This is a genomic window from Sorangium aterium, assembly GCF_028368935.1.
Lineage (GTDB): Bacteria > Myxococcota_A > Polyangia > Polyangiales > Polyangiaceae > Sorangium > Sorangium atrum.
In genome coordinates this window covers 3,869,116-3,886,014 of record NZ_JAQNDK010000001.1, presented here as the reverse complement: position 1 = coordinate 3,886,014, position 16,899 = coordinate 3,869,116, and the positions used below count along the sequence as shown (strand labels likewise).

13 protein-coding genes and 1 pseudogene are annotated in these 16,899 nt (G+C 68.1%); 4 read left to right on the top strand and 10 right to left on the bottom strand.

Going from position 1 to position 16,899, the window contains the following annotated elements; all coding sequences use genetic code 11:
- Positions 1–15 precede the first annotated feature (15 nt).
- Positions 16–2,190: an OmpA family protein gene (locus tag POL72_RS14385; RefSeq protein ID WP_272095790.1), complete on the bottom strand. Its 2,175-nt coding sequence runs from the start codon at positions 2,188–2,190 to the stop codon at positions 16–18.
- Between the two features lie 764 nt (positions 2,191–2,954).
- On the opposite strand from POL72_RS14385, the gene POL72_RS14380 reads away from it, so the two are divergent.
- Positions 2,955–3,614, top strand: coding sequence for a glutathione S-transferase family protein (locus POL72_RS14380; protein ID WP_272095788.1), 660 nt, complete (start codon positions 2,955–2,957; stop codon positions 3,612–3,614).
- A 383-nt stretch (positions 3,615–3,997) separates the two neighbouring features.
- Positions 3,998–4,180 (top strand): VF530 family protein, encoded by a 183-nt coding sequence (locus POL72_RS14375; RefSeq protein ID WP_373372173.1) that lies wholly within the window; start codon positions 3,998–4,000, stop codon positions 4,178–4,180.
- Between the two features lie 452 nt (positions 4,181–4,632).
- On the opposite strand, the gene POL72_RS14370 is transcribed toward POL72_RS14375, so the two are convergent.
- The 4 genes from POL72_RS14370 to POL72_RS14355 form a co-directional block, all read right to left on the bottom strand.
- Positions 4,633–5,094, bottom strand: a complete 462-nt coding sequence (locus POL72_RS14370; protein ID WP_272095786.1) for a macro domain-containing protein — start codon at positions 5,092–5,094, stop codon at positions 4,633–4,635.
- A 424-nt stretch (positions 5,095–5,518) separates the two neighbouring features.
- Complete coding sequence (locus POL72_RS14365; RefSeq protein WP_272095785.1) at positions 5,519–6,748, bottom strand: thrombospondin type 3 repeat-containing protein; 1,230 nt, start codon at positions 6,746–6,748, stop codon at positions 5,519–5,521.
- Positions 6,749–6,857: 109 nt separating this feature from the next.
- Positions 6,858–9,323: an arylsulfatase gene (locus POL72_RS14360; RefSeq protein ID WP_272095784.1), complete on the bottom strand. Its 2,466-nt coding sequence runs from the start codon at positions 9,321–9,323 to the stop codon at positions 6,858–6,860.
- A 471-nt stretch (positions 9,324–9,794) separates the two neighbouring features.
- Positions 9,795–10,058, bottom strand: coding sequence for a hypothetical protein (locus tag POL72_RS14355; RefSeq protein ID WP_272095782.1), 264 nt, complete (start codon positions 10,056–10,058; stop codon positions 9,795–9,797).
- 94 nt (positions 10,059–10,152) lie between these two features.
- On the opposite strand from POL72_RS14355, the gene POL72_RS14350 reads away from it, so the two are divergent.
- The gene (locus POL72_RS14350) at positions 10,153–11,400 is read left to right on the top strand and encodes a LuxR C-terminal-related transcriptional regulator (RefSeq protein ID WP_272095781.1); all 1,248 of its coding nucleotides are present in this window, start codon (positions 10,153–10,155) and stop codon (positions 11,398–11,400) included.
- A gap of 197 nt (positions 11,401–11,597) precedes the next feature.
- On the opposite strand, the gene POL72_RS14345 is transcribed toward POL72_RS14350, so the two are convergent.
- The 5 genes from POL72_RS14345 to POL72_RS14325 all read right to left on the bottom strand — a co-directional run bounded on the left by POL72_RS14345 (position 11,598) and on the right by POL72_RS14325 (position 16,529).
- The gene (locus POL72_RS14345) at positions 11,598–12,221 is read right to left on the bottom strand and encodes a calcium-binding EGF-like domain-containing protein (RefSeq protein WP_272095780.1); all 624 of its coding nucleotides are present in this window, start codon (positions 12,219–12,221) and stop codon (positions 11,598–11,600) included.
- A gap of 528 nt (positions 12,222–12,749) precedes the next feature.
- A complete protein-coding gene (locus POL72_RS14340) occupies positions 12,750–13,814 on the bottom strand; it encodes an FG-GAP repeat domain-containing protein (protein ID WP_272095779.1) in 1,065 nt (354 codons plus the stop codon).
- Complete coding sequence (locus POL72_RS14335) at positions 13,811–14,035, bottom strand: hypothetical protein (protein ID WP_272095778.1); 225 nt, start codon at positions 14,033–14,035, stop codon at positions 13,811–13,813. The genes POL72_RS14340 and POL72_RS14335 overlap by 4 nt, the downstream gene beginning before the upstream one ends.
- A 317-nt stretch (positions 14,036–14,352) precedes the next feature.
- Entirely contained in the window at positions 14,353–15,156 is an 804-nt protein-coding gene (locus tag POL72_RS14330) for an SPM autocatalytic domain-containing protein (protein WP_272095776.1), read from the bottom strand.
- A 245-nt stretch (positions 15,157–15,401) separates the two neighbouring features.
- Positions 15,402–16,529 carry an STAS domain-containing protein gene (locus tag POL72_RS14325; protein ID WP_272095775.1) on the bottom strand — a complete coding sequence of 376 codons (1,128 nt, stop codon included), beginning with the start codon at positions 16,527–16,529 and terminating at the stop codon, positions 15,402–15,404.
- Between the two features lie 57 nt (positions 16,530–16,586).
- Between POL72_RS14325 and POL72_RS51675 the strand changes: the two are divergent.
- Positions 16,587–16,856: pseudogene (locus POL72_RS51675) on the top strand (hypothetical protein); the annotation flags it as partial.
- Positions 16,857–16,899: the final 43 nt, after the last annotated feature.

The following is a 16,899-nucleotide window of genomic DNA, read 5'->3' as shown; positions in this document are numbered from 1 at the left end:
GCGAGTCGCCGGCGCTCACCGACCTTCGATGACCAGATCGCGGAGCGTGTCGTCGAGCTCGGCGCGCGCCATGGCCACGTCCTCGATGCGCTGGGTGATCTTCGCGCCGATCTCCTCCGATTGTCGGGCCACCTCGGCGAGCCGGTCGAGCATGGTCTGGCGGAGCTTGCCGGCCTGGGGCGTGCGCTCGATGGTCCTCAGGCTCTCGCGCAGCTCGGCGGCGCGGTCGATCAGCTCGGCGCGCCTCCGCCGCAGCGGGTCGAGCTCGTCGTTCGCCGCGTCGAGCGCGCGCCGGAGCGCGAGCGCGCGGTCCAGCCTCGCGCGGAGCTCGGCCGGGAGGCTCGAGCCCTTCAGGTAGAGCGAGAGCCGCTCGCTGTCGGCCTGGACGAGCGGGATCTCGCGCTGAGACAGCCGCGTCTCCTCGACCACGACCTTCTGGGGCGCGCCGGGCGCGAGCTTCTTCTCGACGAGGCAGGCGTCCGGCATCGCGTCCGTGCACCCTGGGAGGCCCTGCGGCTCGAACCCTGTCGCCCTCGCGTGGCGGATGAGCAATGTCTCCGGCACGTCCCGGCCGGGCCTCACATCGTAGACCGTCACGCGCCGGTACCGATCCTCCACGCGCAGCGCGCCGCGGGACAGCGACACGAACCGCACCGGCACATCCGTGGTCATGCTCGTCGCGCGCACCTCGGTCGAGCTGTCGATGGCGTACGGGATCGTCGCGCTCTCCCCGGGCAAAAGGCGCGTGAGCACACCCTCGCCCACGAAGGTCCCGCCGGAGAAGATCGACACGGATCCGGGCTGGAGACCGAGCGCGCTCCGGTTCTCGATCTGCGCGGCGCGGAAGGGGTGGGTCGCGCTCGCGGGCGCCGCGGGATCGGGGCGGAACAGGAGGACGTCCGCGCCCGCGACCGGGCGGTTGATGAGCGTGATCAGCGCCGACGACTTCTTCGGGAGCGTCACCGGGTTCGCGATCGCGTACCGGAAGGCCCCGGCCACGGCGTCCACGCTCGCCGCGCCCTCCGGCACCTTCTCCATCGCCTCGGGCGTGACGGCCGGCGCCTCGCGCCCCCGGCTGGGGGCCTGCGCCTGCCCGACGTCCAGGGCGCGCAGGGCGACGCGGCGGTTGCGCTGCCGGGCTTCCTCGGTGTCGCCGGCGACGAGGGGCATCTGGGTGCCGTGCGAGCGCGTCACGAGCTCGGCCGTGACCCCGAGCTGGAGGAGCGCCGCGCGCACCGCCGCGGCGCGCCGGGCCGCGAGATCCGCCGCGCCGGACTCGTCCGACGACGCGTGCCCCTCGACCTCGAACGCGCGGAGGTGCGGGACGCTCTTGAGCGTGCGCGAGAGCTCCTCGATGAGCGGCCTCGCGCGCGGCGGGATGACGTCCGAGCCCTTGTCGAAGGGCACGGCGGTCAGGATCTGGATCTCGCTGCTGCTGGCGACGCGGACCGTGTGCGGGCAGCCGTGCCGGTCGGGTTGCGGGCTCGCCGAGCCGGGCTCGCGCGGGCAGGCGTCCTCGTGGTCGAGCACGCCGTCGCGGTCGGTGTCGGGCCCGGGCGAGCGCTCTGAGAGCACGGGGGCGAGCGCGCCGCCCTCGCCGTCGTAGACGCCCTTCAGCTCCGGCCTGTCGAGCATCGCCGGCGCGCGCAGGTTCGAGACGTAGGAGAGCGGCGCGCCCGTCGCGAGCGTCACGTCGACCTCGCTCCAGTCCTCGTCGCCGATGTTGCTGATGAGCGCCCAGGCCTGGAGGAGCGCCCGCTTCTCCTTCTGCCCCTTGGCCGGCAGGATCACGCGGTAGGTCGCCTTCCAGGCGGCGGTCGGCACCGCGTACGCGATCGACACGGGCCTCCGCGCGGCCGGCGAGAAGACGAGCTCGAGCTCGGTGGGCTCCTCGGGCCCGCTCGCCTGCCCGGAGCGCGGCAAGAGCGCGCTCACGGTGGAGGGGGTCTCGTTCGGCCCGAGGTTTTGCTCGACGACCACCATGCTCTTCAGCACGTCGTCGACCTCGCGCTCCCGGAACCGGAGCGTGAGCCGCTCGCCCGACATGACGCCGGTGCGCTCGAAGTAACCGAGGCCGTTCTGGTACAGGACGACGTGCCGCAGGCGGAGATCGACCGACGGCCCTTTCGCCAGCGGTCCGGCGCACGCGCTGAGGGCCAGCGAGAGCGCCGCGAGGAACGCGTGCTTCATGGGGGCGAGCTTTCCGTGGAGAAGTAGGAAGTAGGTGGAGGCGCTGGTGCGCCGGCAGTGTACCCGACGCCGATCGACGGCAAGCGGTCGAGCACGGCGGCGGCGCAGCAGCTCCCCGCTCGCCCGGCCGCAGCCAAGGCGCATACCGCCCGGCCTATCCCTGCCGCCGGACCCGCGGCCGCAGGGCCGCGGCCCCGCGCTGGCGTCACCGCCCGCGCGCCAGCGGATCGGCGAGGCCAGGGCTTGAGCCTGAGGTAGGGCGCGGGCGCTACAGCGGGAAATGTTGCTCATCAGCGCAGCGGCACCTGCAACGATGCAGGCAGCTCCCACCTCCGCTCCCGGCGTCGTCCGCCTCGTACGAGGTCGTCGTGCTCGCGCCGCCGCTCACCGGATTCGCGACAGATTTGTTGCTCCCAGGGGCGCTCCCCCTGCGTTAAACCTTTCCTTGCTGGCGGACGGCGCGTGAGCGCGCGACGCGCTCTCCGCGGAGCGGCACGAACTCCTCTGGAGAAGATCGAAAAGGAGTACGTCTTCGTGGGCCGAGCGGGCGCGCGTCGCTCCGCGATTGGTTCGAGAGACCGTCGTCACGTGGACGCTCGCCAAAGTCCACGACGGCACCCGGATTCGCCTGCTGCATGCCGGTTTCTGCACGACGAAGAATGATTGTTGTTTCGCTCGAGAGCATGAGCGAAGGATGGCTGAAGGTCGTCCGGGGATCGGCGCCATCTCCAAGGAACACAACTCCACAGAGGCAAAGAATTCAAATGGATAAGATCACCGTTACGGGATTGCCCTGGGCCCCGCCGTTCGCGCAGGGGCTTGTTCGCGACTTGCGCGTGCGCTGGGCGCTGGAGGAGGCCGGGCTTCCTTATGAGGTCAGACTGATCGATGGCGGCGAGCGGAGCTCGCACGAATACCGTCAGAAGCACCCCTTCGGGATGGTGCCGGCTTTCGAGGCGGATGGTCGGTGGCTGTTTGAATCGGGCGCCATCGTGCATCACATCGCTGCCGACTCCGAGGCTCTGATGCCCCCCGATCGGCACGACCGCGCCAACACGGTCGCCTGGATGTTCGCCGCGCTCAACACGGTCGATCCGCCGATCCAGAACCTCTTCGCGATGGACCTGCAGCACGGCGAAGAGCAGTGGGCGAAGCTGCGGCGTCCCGCGGCCGTGGATGCGGTGAAAGTTCGGCTGGGCGCGCTCTCCGCTTGGCTCGACGGGCGCGACTATCTGGTCGATCGCTTCACCGCGGCGGACGTCCTGATGACGACCGTGCTGAAGTTCCTTCGGCACACAGCCCTGGTGACCGAATTTCCCGTCCTCGACGCCTACGTCAAGCGCTGTGAGGCACGGCCGGCCTTCCAAAAGGCCTTGCGCGACCAAATGGCGGACTACGCTCGAGGCGCTCCAGTCGCAGCCTGAGGCTGTGAATGGCCAAGGCCTACCCTTCCGGTGGCGGGCTCGACGTTCGGTCCAAGCTTGCTCACCGGCGCAGTGCCACCGGCAGCCCGATCAACCGACCGATCGCATCGTGAACGGCCCGGGCCGCTACCTCATCCCCGAGGGCGACGGCGCGGCTCAGGACGGTTCGCCGCCGCGGAATCGTCCCGCCAGGGTCGCCGCGACGACGGGGCGGGGCCGATGAAACCGAGCGCTCCTCGGCGCGAACGGGCGGCGTGGGTGCGGCGGCCGCCGCGCGACGTGCTACACCGCGGGCTCACGCTGGCCCTCCGGGGCGATCGCCCCCGAGCACCTAGATGACTCAGCCCCAGCCCCACAATCCTCTTCACGGTGTCACGCTCCAGATGATCCTCGAGCACCTGGTCGCGCAGCATGGCTGGGAGCAGCTCGGACGCATGATCAACATTCGCTGCTTCAAGTACGATCCCAGCATCAAATCGAGCCTGCAATTCCTGCGACGGACCCCGTGGGCCCGGCAGCAGGTGGAGGCTCTCTACCTGCGGGACAAAGCCAAGCCCAGCCCGTGATCGGCCTGCTCGATCGCACGCCGAGCACCGGGATCCGGGAGCGAACGGGTCGCCCACGTAGTACGCGACCGCGCGACTGCCGCCCGCGAGGGGAGCGACGCTCGCGATCTGGACATGGAGGCCGCAGGAGGTCGGCTTCCGTCCCGCGCTGGCGACCAGCGTGTCGTAGAGCAGGCGCAGCTGCTCCAGGGCTTCGTCCTGGCCCACCGCTGCGAGCCAGAAGCGTGTCCCCTCGGCGCTGTTGACGATCTGGTCCGGCAGCGAGCTGGGCGGCGTATCGACCTGCTCCGACGGCCCGCGCCACGCGGAGAATACCCAGCCGGCGCCCACGGACAGGCCGCGGAGCTCACCGTGGTAGCTCTCGAGGCCGCTGGGCAGCGGTGCGAAGGGGGGCTTTCCCGGCGCGATCTCGAGGTGCTCGACGTACTTGCCTTCGACGAGCGCCGCTGGGGTCAGGCGCCCGGGGCGCGCACGAACTGCTCGTAGACCACGAGCGTGACCGGCTTGTCGTTGGCGACCTTCACGAGGATGCTCTTGACGCGCAGCCACTCGAGGCCGGTCTTGCCGGCGCCCACGCGCGGTACGCCGATCCGCGCGATCCCCGCCTCGGCGGCGTGCGTCACCATCGCGACGAGCGAGCGCTCGAGCGCGGCGAGCGAGGGCCTCTTCGTCGCGTTCTCCTGGATCGCGAGGGTGTACACGGTGTCGCCGCCCTCGCTCCAGACGAAGGCCTCCCCGAGCTGGAGCTTCCGCTCGGCGTTCCGCTGCTCGAACGCCGGGAGAAGGCCCGGCCAGCGCTTCTTGAAGGCCACGGAGATCCCCGTGTCCATCTTGCCCACGCAGCTCACGCCGTGCGCGTACGCGTGGAGATCCGGGGTGTTGAGGAGATCGCCCTTGGTGAAGATCGTCGGCACGCGGCGCACCCTAGCACTGCCGCGGTCAGTTTCGTGAGATGCCGACGGGCTCGCGAATGCGAGGCGAGGGGCCGCCGATGCCCCTGCCACTCGAGCGCGCCGTTCCGGCCCACCCGGTACGTCCGCACCGGCGCTCCCCGTACGAGCCGGTCGTGCTCGCTCCGGCGCGCGGCGTCCTCCTCCAGCCCGAGCAGCCGACCGATCGCCTCGTGAACGACCCAGGCCGCCACCTCATCCCCGAGGGCGGGCGACGGCGCGGCTCAGGGGGCCGACGAGTGAGCCAACCACGGCCGCCCGGGGCGACGGATCGGCCACGGCGAGCTCCCCAGGCCCGGTGCTTGACCGCTGGGCCCGGGTCGCATTTCATGAAGACCTGCGGCGCGGCGAGGAGATTTTCTGGGATGCCTCCCCCGCTGCTGTCGGTCTAGCGGGATCGCGAGCGCCGGCGCCGCACCCCGAGCGCGGCCGCCGCGATCGTGAAGAGCGAAGCGTAGGACGCGCTCCGCGGCGACTCGTCGCCGGTCACGCGGCAGCCGCAACCGCCGTCATCCTCGCTGCCGCCCGCGCTGCCGGTACCGGTCGTGGCGGCCGTGGTCGCGGATGTCGTGTCACCGCCAGTGCCCATACCGCCGCTGCCATTGCCTCCGCCGCCGCCGGTGCCCATACCGCCGGTGCCGCCGGTGCCCATACCGCCGGTGCCGCCGGTGCCCATACCGCCGGTGCCATTGCCGCCGGAGCCGCCGGTGCCATTGCCGCCGGTGCCGCCGGCGCCCATGCCGCCGCCGCCACCCATACCACCCTCGCCGCCCGCGCCCGACGCGTCGCAGGCGTCGCCGATGGCATTGCTATTGGAGTCCGCCTGGTCGGGGTTCGGCTCCGTCGGGCAGTTGTCGCAGGCGTCCCCGACGCCGTCGGCATCCGCATCCGACTGCACAACGTTGACCACGGTCGGGCAGTTGTCGCAGGCGTCGCCGACGCCGTCGGCGTCGGTGTCGAGCTGCGCGGTGTTGGACACCGTGAGGCAGTTATCCATGCTGTTGAGGACCGTGTCGAGGTCGATATCGGCGGCGCTCGGCACGGCGCACGCGGTCCAGGTCGTCGACCAGGGCTCGCTGGCCTCGTCGCGGCCGCTGACGCCATTGCTGCCCATCGTGACCTGGCCGGTCTCCGAGAGGTCCACGCGACACGTGTTGACCGTTGTCGTATTCGTCGATAGGGGCGCGTGCAGCGCGGCATTGTCCGCCGTGTCCGGCAGATACGTCCAGCCGTTGACCGTGACGCCCGTCTTGCTCACCGGGGCCTGGGGCCCCGCCGTTCCATAGAACACGTAATCGACGTCGGTCACGAGGTTCGTCATGCCATCCCAGTAAAACAGAATGACCGGCTCGCCCCCATTGGTGAATCCCCACGCGGTGCCGACCCCGTTCGTGACCGGTACGAGCATGTCAGGGACAGCGGGGCTCGTCGTGGTCGCGGCGCCCGTTGCGATCTCGTACGTGGGATAGATCCCGTATCCGGTGAACGGGCTCGTCACGCCGCAGGAGGTCCTGAAGCACTCGCCGCCGGCGATCGCCACGTACTGGGTCTCGCCCGGCTGGATGACAGCGCCGGCGGGGAATCGCACGATGAAGTCGCTGGTGGCGGCGGGCGCCATCGTTCGCGCGCGCGAACGATGGCGATCTGCGCGGTACGTCGAGGTCGAGCCCGACGGCCGGTTCGCCATGGGGAGCTGCGGGCGGCTGGCCCGCGGCCGGGTCAACGTGTCACTGGATCGCCTCCAGCGCGTGCAATTTGTGTTCGGGGCTCACCTTGGCGGGTTCGCCCGTCAGCTCGATCTCCGCCCAGTGCACCTTGCCGGGGAAGCGGTTGTTCCCGCTACCTGCGAAGTCGGGGCACAACGGGCCGCCAGTCTTCTTGCCGACCATCAGGAAGGCGTCCACGTTGAAGATAATCGGATTGGACTTAAGGATATGGCCCGGCGGCATATCCTTCGGTGTATAATTGAGCGGGTCCTCACCGATGGCCGGGAACGGGACGAGCGGGAGAGGCTTGAAGTCGTTGTCCCTGGGCCACTTGATGAGGAGCTCCACCCTGCCGCCCTCGCCCGTATCCGTGCCTGTGTAGGTGAACTTCATGCGGACCTCGTACGCTTCGGACAGAGGCAGCAGCAGAGGTTCGGCTTGGACGTAGTACCGTTCGAGCCCAAGGTAGTTGTAGACGTAAGTAAGCCTTGCGTCTTTGACATAGAGGCCAAATCCGCCGAAATCGTTGCCCCGGGCGAGGATCACGCCGTTCGGCGCTTCCCCGTGGGGGCCCTCGATCTTTGCCGTGATCATGAATGAGCGGTTGAAGTTGTTGATCACGCACGGGTCGGAGACGAAACTGCCGTCGACGTACCTCTGCTTCGTGCCGACCGGGGGGGACGACTGTTCTAGGCGCTCGGTCTTTTCGTCGTTGAGGGGAAAGACGTTATATCGGGCCGCAGTGATCTCAAAAAGGTTCTTCAGCTGCGCTAGCCTTTCGGGCTCCCGTTGGGCGAGGTTGTTTGCCTGGGTCCAGTCCACCTTATGCGGCGACTTCTCGCCCCATGGGTACGTGTAGTAGAGCTCCCACGTATCCTTTTCGTAGTCCGGATTGGATTCCAAGTCCCAGGGCCTCGAGTGGAGGGTGACGGCGGTCCAGCCGTTATGGTAGATGCCACGGTTGCCAAACATCTCGAAGTACTGGGTCGTGCGGAACTCGGGCGCATTCTGCTCTTTGAACGTCCGGAGGAAGCTCGTACCCTCGATGGGCATCTGCAGCACTCCGTCGACGCTCATTGGCTCCGGCAATCCGGCCGCTTCGAGGATCGTCGGAAGCACATCGATCACGTAAGTGAATTGGTGTCGCAGCCCCCTGTCGCCCCGGTCGATGTGGCCAGGCCAATGGACGATCATGCCGTTGCGCGTGCCGCCGAAGAAGCTGGCAACTTGCTTGGTCCACTTGTACGGCGTGCACATGGCCTGGGCCCAGCCGATGGCATAGTGATTGTACGCTTCCTTGGTGCCGAACTTGTCTATGTTGTCCTTGATGATCGTCTTCTGCTCATCGAGCGATTTCTGGATGTTATTGAAGCCGATCATCTCGTTGAAGGTGCCCATAAAGGTGCCTTCGGCGGAAGCGCCGTTGTCGCCGAGGATGTAAATGATCAGCGTGTTCTCCATGAGGTGGAGGTCCTCGAGCGTTTTGATCACCCTGCCGACCTCTTCGTCCGTCTGTTGGAGGAAAGAGGCGTAGAGCTCCATCTCGCGGCGCAGGGAATCCCTCATACCGTCGAACATTTCATCGTCCCACTTTGGAACGTCCTCGTTGACCGCCGCCTCCGCGTCCTCTGGAATGACGCCAAGCGATTTTTGTTTTTTGCAAATCGTTTCGCGCAGTTCGTCCCAGCCCTTGGCGAAGTTTTCGTTGTCCTTATACTTATCAAGCCAGTCGTCCGGGATCTGGTGGGGCGCATGGGTCGCGCCGGGAGCGAAATAGATGAAGAATGGCTTGTCCGGCGCCATGGCCTTCTGCTGCTCGATCCACTTGATTGTCTGGTTTGTCAGATCTGTGGTCAGGTGGTAGTCCCCGTCGTGAGGCGTTTCGATGTAGGTCGTTCCATCGTAGAGGGTAGGGTAGAACTGGTTGGTTTCGCCTGCCACGAAACCATAGAACTTCTCGAAGCCCATGTAGGTGGGCCAGTGGTCGAAGGGCCCCGATGGGCCGGTTTCCCAGACGGGCACCTCGTGGCACTTGCCGAAGTGAGCCGTCGAGTAGCCGTTGTACCTGAGGATCTTGGCGATCGAGGCGGCGGTATTGGGGATCATCGAGGTGTAGCCAGGCGCGTCGGTATACAACTCGGTGATGCAACCCATGCCGACGGAGTGGGGGTTGCGGCCAGTCATCAAGGCGGCGCGCGTCGGGCTGCACAGGGCTGTCGTGTGGAAACGGGTGAATCTGAGTCCGCCTTCGGCGAGCCGCTTGGCTGTCGGGGTATGAATGACCCCCCCGAAGGGCTCCGCGGCGCCGAAGCCCACATCGTCGAGCAGGATGAGGAGCACGTTGGGGGCTTTCGAAGGCGGTCTGATCGGCTCGATCGGAGGGAAGTGGGAAGCTGGATCCTGGGCATTGTACATCACCGGGCCGACATAGGGCCGGTCCGGAATCGGCAGGATTTCGCGCTTGAGAAGGTCTCGATCTAACGGCATGGGTGACTCCTTTCGATGGAAAGTTACCAATGAATATATATAATCATTGGTAGGTATGGAAATAGTACTGGATAAGAGGTTCAGAATGCTAAGGAAAATAAGCTCGCTGATTTCAGGAGCACGATACGTCCGAGACGTCCACCAAAGGCGGCGCATCAGGAGCTTCAGCGGCGTCTTCCCTCTGATCCACCCTCTGGCCTGATCCCGATCCACGGCGCCATGTCGTGAGGACGTATTCCGGGCCGACATGACGGCCGTTCCGACGGGGGTGACGGCTCGCCGGCGGCGCTCGCGGTCGCAGCCTCATCGCGTACATGAGCGCGATATCGGAGCGGCCATCGATGCGGCGCGCGCTTTTTACTGCGTGGTGGAGACGGATGGAGTCCTCCGCAACGAGGAGTTGATGGACGCGCTCGCGACGATTCGCGTGCTCCTTGAGCCGCCGATGGCTCCATGGGGCGTCGCTGCTCATCAGCAGGGGAACGTGAGGCATTGCCACAAGGCGGTCCCCGTGTCCGGATTCAGCGCGCACGTGCAGCGCGCGGAGGTGCAGCCGGGCGCCTTGGGGCGCTCGAGGCCGACGTGCTCCGGACACGCCGTGCCGTCCAGCATGAGCGGCGCCTCCTTGTCCGTGGGGCACACGAGGGGCTGACACGCGGCCGGCGTCGTGCAGGACCACGTGCCGCCCTGACAATGACAGACCGGCCCGCAGTCCGAGTACCCGCCGCAGGTCATCCCACGATTGCGTCGTTAGGGCGCGCTTGCTTTCCCGACAGCGCTGACGTTTCATGCCGTCCGATCCGCGATCGATCCTGGAGGCGAACCCCCCATGCCCCGCGCGACTCACGAGGACGTGCCCCGCCGGTTCGAGATCCACACCCGCGACCACCACACCGCCGTATCCATATGGGAGGGGCTTTACGGGGAAGTCGACCCCGCGCTCCCGCGCGGTTTCGAGTGGCGCGCCCACGCCGTGGACTTCGGCCCCATCCTCTTCGTCCAGGACCATACCAGCGACGCGATCTACCTGGACGCCCAGGTGGACGCGCCGATGCTCGTCATTCCCGTCCGCGGCAGCGGACGCGCGGCGCTGGGACGCGACCGCGCGACCCTGGGACACGGCGGCGGCCCAGCCATCTTCTCGCCTCACGGCCGCTCGAAGGTGAACTACGACGGCGCGATGGACGTCATCACGGTGCGCTTCGACCGAGGCTATCTCTGCTCCCAGCTCGAGTCGATCACCGGCGAGGTCGTCCGCGAGGACTTTCAGTTCCAGCTCTCGCTGGACTCCCGCGCCGGAAGCGGATCCTACGTTGAGCGACTCTGCCGCTTCATGGCCGCCGAGATCAACGCGGGCACGGACATCGATCACCCCCAGGTGTTCGCCGGGCTGACCGAGTCGCTCTCGCGCGCCCTGCTGCTGGGGCAGCCTCACAACCTCGCTCACCTGCTGGAGCGGCCCACGCCGCCGTCGAGCCGGACGGTGCTCCGGCGGGTCGAAGAGTACGTGGACGCGCACGCCGCCGGGCCGATCAGCGCGATCGATCTCGCCGCCGTTGCCAGGACGAGCGCCCGCTCGGTCGAGGCGGCGTTCCGCGCGCACCGCGGGACCTCGCTCGGAACGTTCCTTCGCGATCGGCGCCTCGTCCGCGCGCAGCGGGCGCTGCTCGCCGAGCCGCACCTCGCCGTGCTGCACGTCGCGCGCGCCGCCGGCTTCGCCCGGCGCGAGGTCTTCGAGTCGGCGTACGTGCGCGCGTTCGGAGAGCGCCCGGAAGAGACTCGCCGGCGCGGTCTGCTCGCCGCCGGAACGGCGCCCGGCGAGGCCGAGACGAGCCGGTGCGCGGCGCCTTCCGCCGCCATCGAGCCTGCCACCCTCGCGGCGCGGATGGCGCTCCTCTCCGCGCGAGAGCGCGAGGTCTGCGAGGCCGTCGCGCGGGGGCTGCTCAACAAGCAGATCGCGGAGGCGCTCGGGATCACCGAGCGGACGGTCAAGGAGCACCGTGCGCGCGTGATGACCAAGCTGGGGGCGAGGTCCGCGGTGGAGCTGGGGATCCTGCTGCAAAAGGCACGTGAATAGCTTCATTCCTACGTCTCCTCGACGCGACGACCCGTGACGCTGCCCAGAGGCTGAGGTCGCCACCGAGCCCGTTCAGCGTCTCGACGGCCGCCGCGCGCAGCTCGCCGAGCGCCTCGCGCGCCTCGCCGGAGACGGCGCGGCGCCCGGGAGCGCGATGCCGCCCTCGATGGCGGCAAGCCAGATCCAGTCGCCTATCCTCAGTGGCAGGTCGCGCCCTTCTGCTGTGCCCAGCTCAGGATCTCCGCCTGGCAGGCCGAGTTCTCCGCCGGGATCACCGGGAGGGATATTTCAAGATGCCCGTAACCGTAAAAGGAGCAGTAGGTGTTGGTCAGAATGTCGTAGGTGCCGCAGAAGGAGGAGCTGCCGCCGCTAGGAGACCCACTGTAGAGTGTCCAGGCCGCCGACCCGTCCCCGGCGTTCAGGTAGGCCAAGCTCGACCCCGGCTCGACGTTGGCGACGCTACCACAGGGGCCCGGCCAAGAACTGGCGCTGCACGAACCGGCAGGCAGAGGCGAGGTGGCCAGCGCCGCCTGCCACTCGGGCAGGCTCGAGCACGGGCAGGCCGTTGCCTGCGTCTCGCAGTTGGTCTCGCTGTAGCCAGCCGGGCACTGACAAGTATAGCTGTTCACGCCGTCCACACAGGTCTGGACCTTGCCGTTCACCGCGAAGTAGTTGCACTCGGAGGCGGTGAGCGCCTGCTCCGCGCTCCCGAGGTGGTCGTCCTCTGCCGGCGTGGAGGTGCACCCGCTGAGCATTGTGACGGACTTCGCGCCCAGGAGCGTGAAGAGGGACATGCGGATGAGCGGTGTCTCGCGCGTCATCGGCGATACTCCTTTTCCGGTGGAAGGTGCCGCGCGCAAGCTAGCGCTACGAAGTGGGGACGACCATCCGTACCTTGGTACGTCTTGTGGGCCCCGGCGAGATGTGGTTCAATCGCGAGGCCGCCGGCTTCGTCTTTTCGTCGCTCACTTGTCCTTTATCATCGCCTCCAGCGCCCGCCGGACCGCATCGTTCAGCGAATTCAGGACGAGATCGCCGTACACCCTGGCTCGATTGTCCCTGAGCCTGGCGACCGCGGGCAGCACCGCCGCCGCGATGGTCGTTCCCCGCAGCCCTCGCCGTGCGCCATGGCCGAGAGCGCGCGCAGTTCGGGCTGGCGGGCCGCCTCGGATTTCGATGAGGATACGCTGGCGCGCGTCGTTCGCGCACTCTGGGAAGCTCCTCCATTGGCAGGTACGGACGTCGTGCCGAGTAGAACGGCGACCGTGCCTCGACGCACGGTCGCCGCACGGAGCGCCGCGCAGGCTCGTACAGCGCTGCGCGGCGTTCAATTTGCAACGCCGTCCCAACTAGAACGATTGGTTGATCAGCACGCTCACGGTGTTCGCGAAGTAGTTGGTCGTGGCGAGGTCGAGCTTGCCGTCGCCGTTGAGGTCCCCCACCGCCACGGCATCGGGGAAGCTGCCGCCGGAGGGGAAGACGATGGCGGGCTGGAAGGTGCCGTCGCCGTTGCCGAGCCACACGCTCAGGGTCTGGCCGTTGGCGTTGGCCGAGATGAGATCGAGCTTGCCGTCACCGTTGACGTCCGCCACCGCCACGTCGTTGGGGGTGTTGGCGCCGGGGGCGGAGTAGTTGGTGGCGGACTGGAGGGTGCCGTCGCCGTTGCCCAGTAGCACGCTCAGGCTGCTGCCGACGAAGTTGGACGTGACGACGTCGAGCTTGCCGTCGCCGTTGAAGTCCGCCACCTGCACGCTGGTCGGTTGATTGCCCACGGCATAGAGGACGGGGGCCTGGAAGGTGCCGTCGCCGTTGCCCAGCAGCACGCGGAGGCCGCCGATGCCGGGGACGTTGAAGCCCCCGACGAGGAGATCGAGCTTGCCGTCGCCGTCGAGGTCCGCCAGCGCCACGCCGCCGGGGTTCGTGCCGATGCCGCCGACGGGGGCGGCGGCCGTGAGGGTGCCGTCGCCGTTGCCCAGCAGCACGCTCGCGTCGGCACCGACGACGTTGATCACGACGAGGTCGCGGTTGCCGTCGCCATTGACGTCGCCCGTCGCCACGCCCGCGGGGCGGTTGCCGGCGGCGTAGCTCTGGCTCGCCTGGAAGCTCAGGGTGGGCACGTAACATGCCCCGGTCTCGCAGATGCCCGTGCTGCAGTAGATCCCATCCGGGGCGTTGGGGTTGGAGCAGACGCCGCTGGAGGAGTCGCAGGTGCCGGCCACGTGACACTCGTCGCTCGCGGTGCAGGTGACGGGGTTGCCGCTGGTGCAGGTGCCGGCCTGGCACGTGTCGGTCGGCGTGCAGGCGTCGCCGTCGTCGCAGCCGGCGCCGTCAGGGGCGACGGGGTTCGAGCAGAGCCCCGTCTGGGGGTCGCAGGTGCCGGCCACGTGGCACTGGTCGGACGCCGTGCAGGTCACGCCCTCGAGCCGGTGTAGTGGCAGATCGTGACCTTGCCGTTGACATCGAAGTACTCGCACTGTGCCGCGGTGACGTGCTCGTCAGCCTCGCCGACCTGCTCCGCGCCGGCGGAGTCTGACGAGGCCGCGCTGCACCCGGGACCGAACGCGAAGACGCCCAGGGAGGCGACGCAAAGGATCGAGCCGAACGTGGCATGGCGGTTCTTGGGAAGCGTTCTCATGACGAAACGTCTCCTCGGGCAATGGCCCGTAAGGGGCATCGTGGAAGGGTGCGGCATATCCTTGCGGGGGTGCGCGCTTGATAGCCTCGAAGCGCATCTCGACCGCAACTCCGCCTCATACTGCGCCGGCGAAACCTCGTCCTGTGAATTCACGTGCGAACGATGCAATTTGCATGTTAACGGCTCGGGCCGAAGCGGAGGTGGGATGTCGTCGGGCTAACGCCGGTGTCGTCCCCGCTGCACCGCAAGTCGCGCAGCTCTGGCTCGCTGCGAAGCGGCACAGCACGCCGCCTGCCCGGGTGAGCGCCGCGCGGCGCTCATCGACGAGACATGTACACGTCGATCACCGTCCCCCGGCGCGCCATGCCAGCGGCGTCCGTGAAGGCAAACGCGCTCCGCTCGCCCTCGCAATTGCCGCGCGCGTCGCAGCGCCACTCGCGGAAGTCGCGGAGATCGATCGACGTCACGCCGAGCGCCTCGAGGGGCGTGATCTCTCTCGGTTCGCTCGTCCTGTCGAGGTTGTTATCCGACCAGACGACCACCCTGGCGAACGCCGGATCCTGCTTGTCGAAGACGCCGTTGTTGTCCGCGTCGAGCTCCCGCAGCGCTTCGAAGCCGTTCTTCGCGAATCCCCCGCTCCCCAGCCGCGTGGCCGAGCCGAACAGCTCGCCTCCATCCTGGATGACGCCGTCGCCGTCGCGATCGAGCGCGAGCCAGGGCGTCGCCGAGGTGGGCCAATCGCTCGCGTGGCACACGCCGGTGCCGGTCAGATCGAAGGCGGCGCCCGCCTCGGCGGTGAACTCCACCGGGCGATTGTCGAAGGAGAGCACGAGAGGCGTGAAACAGGTACATTCGGGCGATGTTCCGATGTGCCACGCCGATTCAACGAAGGGGCACTCGCGCCAGGTGGTCCTGAGCCCCCAGACGGCTTTGCCGTCGATGTTCACGCACTTTTCACGGCAAAACCCGCTCCCCGAATGGGGATCTTTGTCAGGGCATTCCCGCTCCTCGCCGATGGTGCATTCGCCGGGCGCCTCGGGGCCGAAGTCAGCCCAGCAGGCGGTCTCCTCCTCTTTCACTTCATCCCGTGCTTCATCGGTGCCGTCCACGACCTCGGCCATGCATCCCCCTCCGAAGGACGCACTCGCCGCAAACACCCCGACCCCAACCGCTCGCCTTGCCATCTCGATGTTCATGATGGCCCGGAGGAGCATGCTTTGTGCCGTCCTGAATGCGATGGAATATTGATAGTTTACGAATCGTGGTGCCGCTTTGTGCCAATCGTTGCCCGACGTGTGCCAGGTGGTCGAAGGCCTGCGGCAGGACGAGGCCGGATGCCCGGCCGGAGCACGACGGTGGCTTCGACTCAGCGCTTCCTGGAGCGCGAGAGGCCCTGGGCGATGGAGCCGACGATGGTGATGCCGGTCCCGTCAAAGCCCGATGCCACCAGGGTGCGGGCCAGCGCGGGCTGGATACCCGTGATCATGGCGGACGCGCCGAGCAGCCGGATGGCTCCTACCATCTCGATCAGGTGCCTGGCGCCGGCCTCGTCGAGCGCCGCGGCGCCGGTCATATCGAGGATCACCCGGTCGACCCCGGAGCCGGCGATCGCAGGCAGGAGCCGCGCCGCGATCTCCGCGCTCCGCTCTCGGTTCAGCGCACCGATGATCGGCAGCGCCAGCGCGCGCTCGCCCACGTCCAGGATGGGCGCGGAGAGGGCGAGGATCTCACCGCGCTGCTGCTCGACGAGCGCAAGCGTCGCGTTCAGCTCCTCCAGAAGGCGGCCGCGCTCCTCGGCGGAGCGCTCCGCGCCTATCCGCGCCGTTTCGTCGGTGTGGTGGAGCAGAACCCCCATGGCGCCCGCCACGGGATCACGCACCGCTCGCCCCTCGATCGCGTGCAGGCGCTCTCCATCCACCGTGCGGACGAGCATCTCTCGCGTCACGATGTCGCCGTCCAGCGCCGCCCTGAGCATCGCGTCCGCCTCGCCCGGCTCGCTCAGCCAGGCGCTCCACGTCCTCGTGCGGCCGAACGCCCGCAGCGCCGCCGGGTTCTGCATGAGGAGGTCTCCGGTCGGGTCGACGAACGCGATCATCACGGAGGTGTGGCGCAGCGCCTCGATGCCTCGGAGGAGCTCCGGCTCAGGGGCTCCATCCGGGGGAAGCGCCTGGCTCAAGATCGCGAATCGCCCATCGTCGAGCTCGACGCTCGAGGAGTGGAGCGTCACCGTCACGGGCATCCCGCGCGGGTAGAAGGTCCAGCTCTCGCGCACGACGCGGCGCTCGCGTACCTGCGCGGCGAGGGCCTGGATGCGCGTCCGGACCGGCGCAGGCACCGTCGAGAAATCGCGCGCGAACAGCTCGTCGCGATCCTGCGCCCGCCACATCTCCAGGCCGGCCTCGTTCACCCAGCAGACCCGAGAGCGGTCCACGTCGAGGACCCACACGGGGACGGCCGACATCTCAAGCCCGGCCAGGCGCTGCGCAAGCTGCATCGGCGTCACACTCGCTTACCGGGCCGCGGCGCGCAATGGGAGCCGGTCCGCTGTGTGATGCGCCTCATAAATTCGGCCAGCAGCGGCGACAGGAACACCTGGCCGCGCTGCGATCATGCTGGGCCAGCTCCCGCGCCGACGGGAAACACGCCGCTTTGTTCTCCTCGATCCGCCGCCCTGGGGAAGAGCCAGGATGACGCGCGCCCGTTCCACGTCTCGACGTACATGTCGCGCGGCGCGGCGTTCAATGGGATCGTGGATCCCGAGTTCGTCAATGTGTTCCCGGCAGCGCACTACCTGTCGCGCTATGTCTTCGTCACAGACCCGACCTACCCGGAGATGCGGTATCAGGGGCAGTGGGCCACGCCCG

What these genes read in the sequence shown, in the direction of transcription:
- POL72_RS14385 (WP_272095790.1), bottom strand. Translation starts at nt 2,190, where the DNA reads ATGAAGCACGCGTTCCTCGCGGCGCTCTCGCTGGCCCTCAGCGCGTGC.
- POL72_RS14380 (WP_272095788.1), top strand. Translation starts at nt 2,955, where the DNA reads ATGGATAAGATCACCGTTACGGGATTGCCCTGGGCCCCGCCGTTCGCG.
- POL72_RS14375 (WP_373372173.1), top strand. Translation starts at nt 3,998, where the DNA reads ATGATCCTCGAGCACCTGGTCGCGCAGCATGGCTGGGAGCAGCTCGGA.
- POL72_RS14365 (WP_272095785.1), bottom strand. Translation starts at nt 6,748, where the DNA reads ATGGCGCCCGCCGCCACCAGCGACTTCATCGTGCGATTCCCCGCCGGC.
- POL72_RS14360 (WP_272095784.1), bottom strand. Translation starts at nt 9,323, where the DNA reads ATGCCGTTAGATCGAGACCTTCTCAAGCGCGAAATCCTGCCGATTCCG.
- POL72_RS14355 (WP_272095782.1), bottom strand. Translation starts at nt 10,058, where the DNA reads ATGACCTGCGGCGGGTACTCGGACTGCGGGCCGGTCTGTCATTGTCAG.
- POL72_RS14350 (WP_272095781.1), top strand. Translation starts at nt 10,153, where the DNA reads ATGCCCCGCGCGACTCACGAGGACGTGCCCCGCCGGTTCGAGATCCAC.
- POL72_RS14345 (WP_272095780.1), bottom strand. Translation starts at nt 12,221, where the DNA reads ATGACGCGCGAGACACCGCTCATCCGCATGTCCCTCTTCACGCTCCTG.
- POL72_RS14335 (WP_272095778.1), bottom strand. Translation starts at nt 14,035, where the DNA reads ATGAGAACGCTTCCCAAGAACCGCCATGCCACGTTCGGCTCGATCCTT.
- POL72_RS14330 (WP_272095776.1), bottom strand. Translation starts at nt 15,156, where the DNA reads ATGGCCGAGGTCGTGGACGGCACCGATGAAGCACGGGATGAAGTGAAA.
- POL72_RS14325 (WP_272095775.1), bottom strand. Translation starts at nt 16,529, where the DNA reads ATGCAGCTTGCGCAGCGCCTGGCCGGGCTTGAGATGTCGGCCGTCCCC.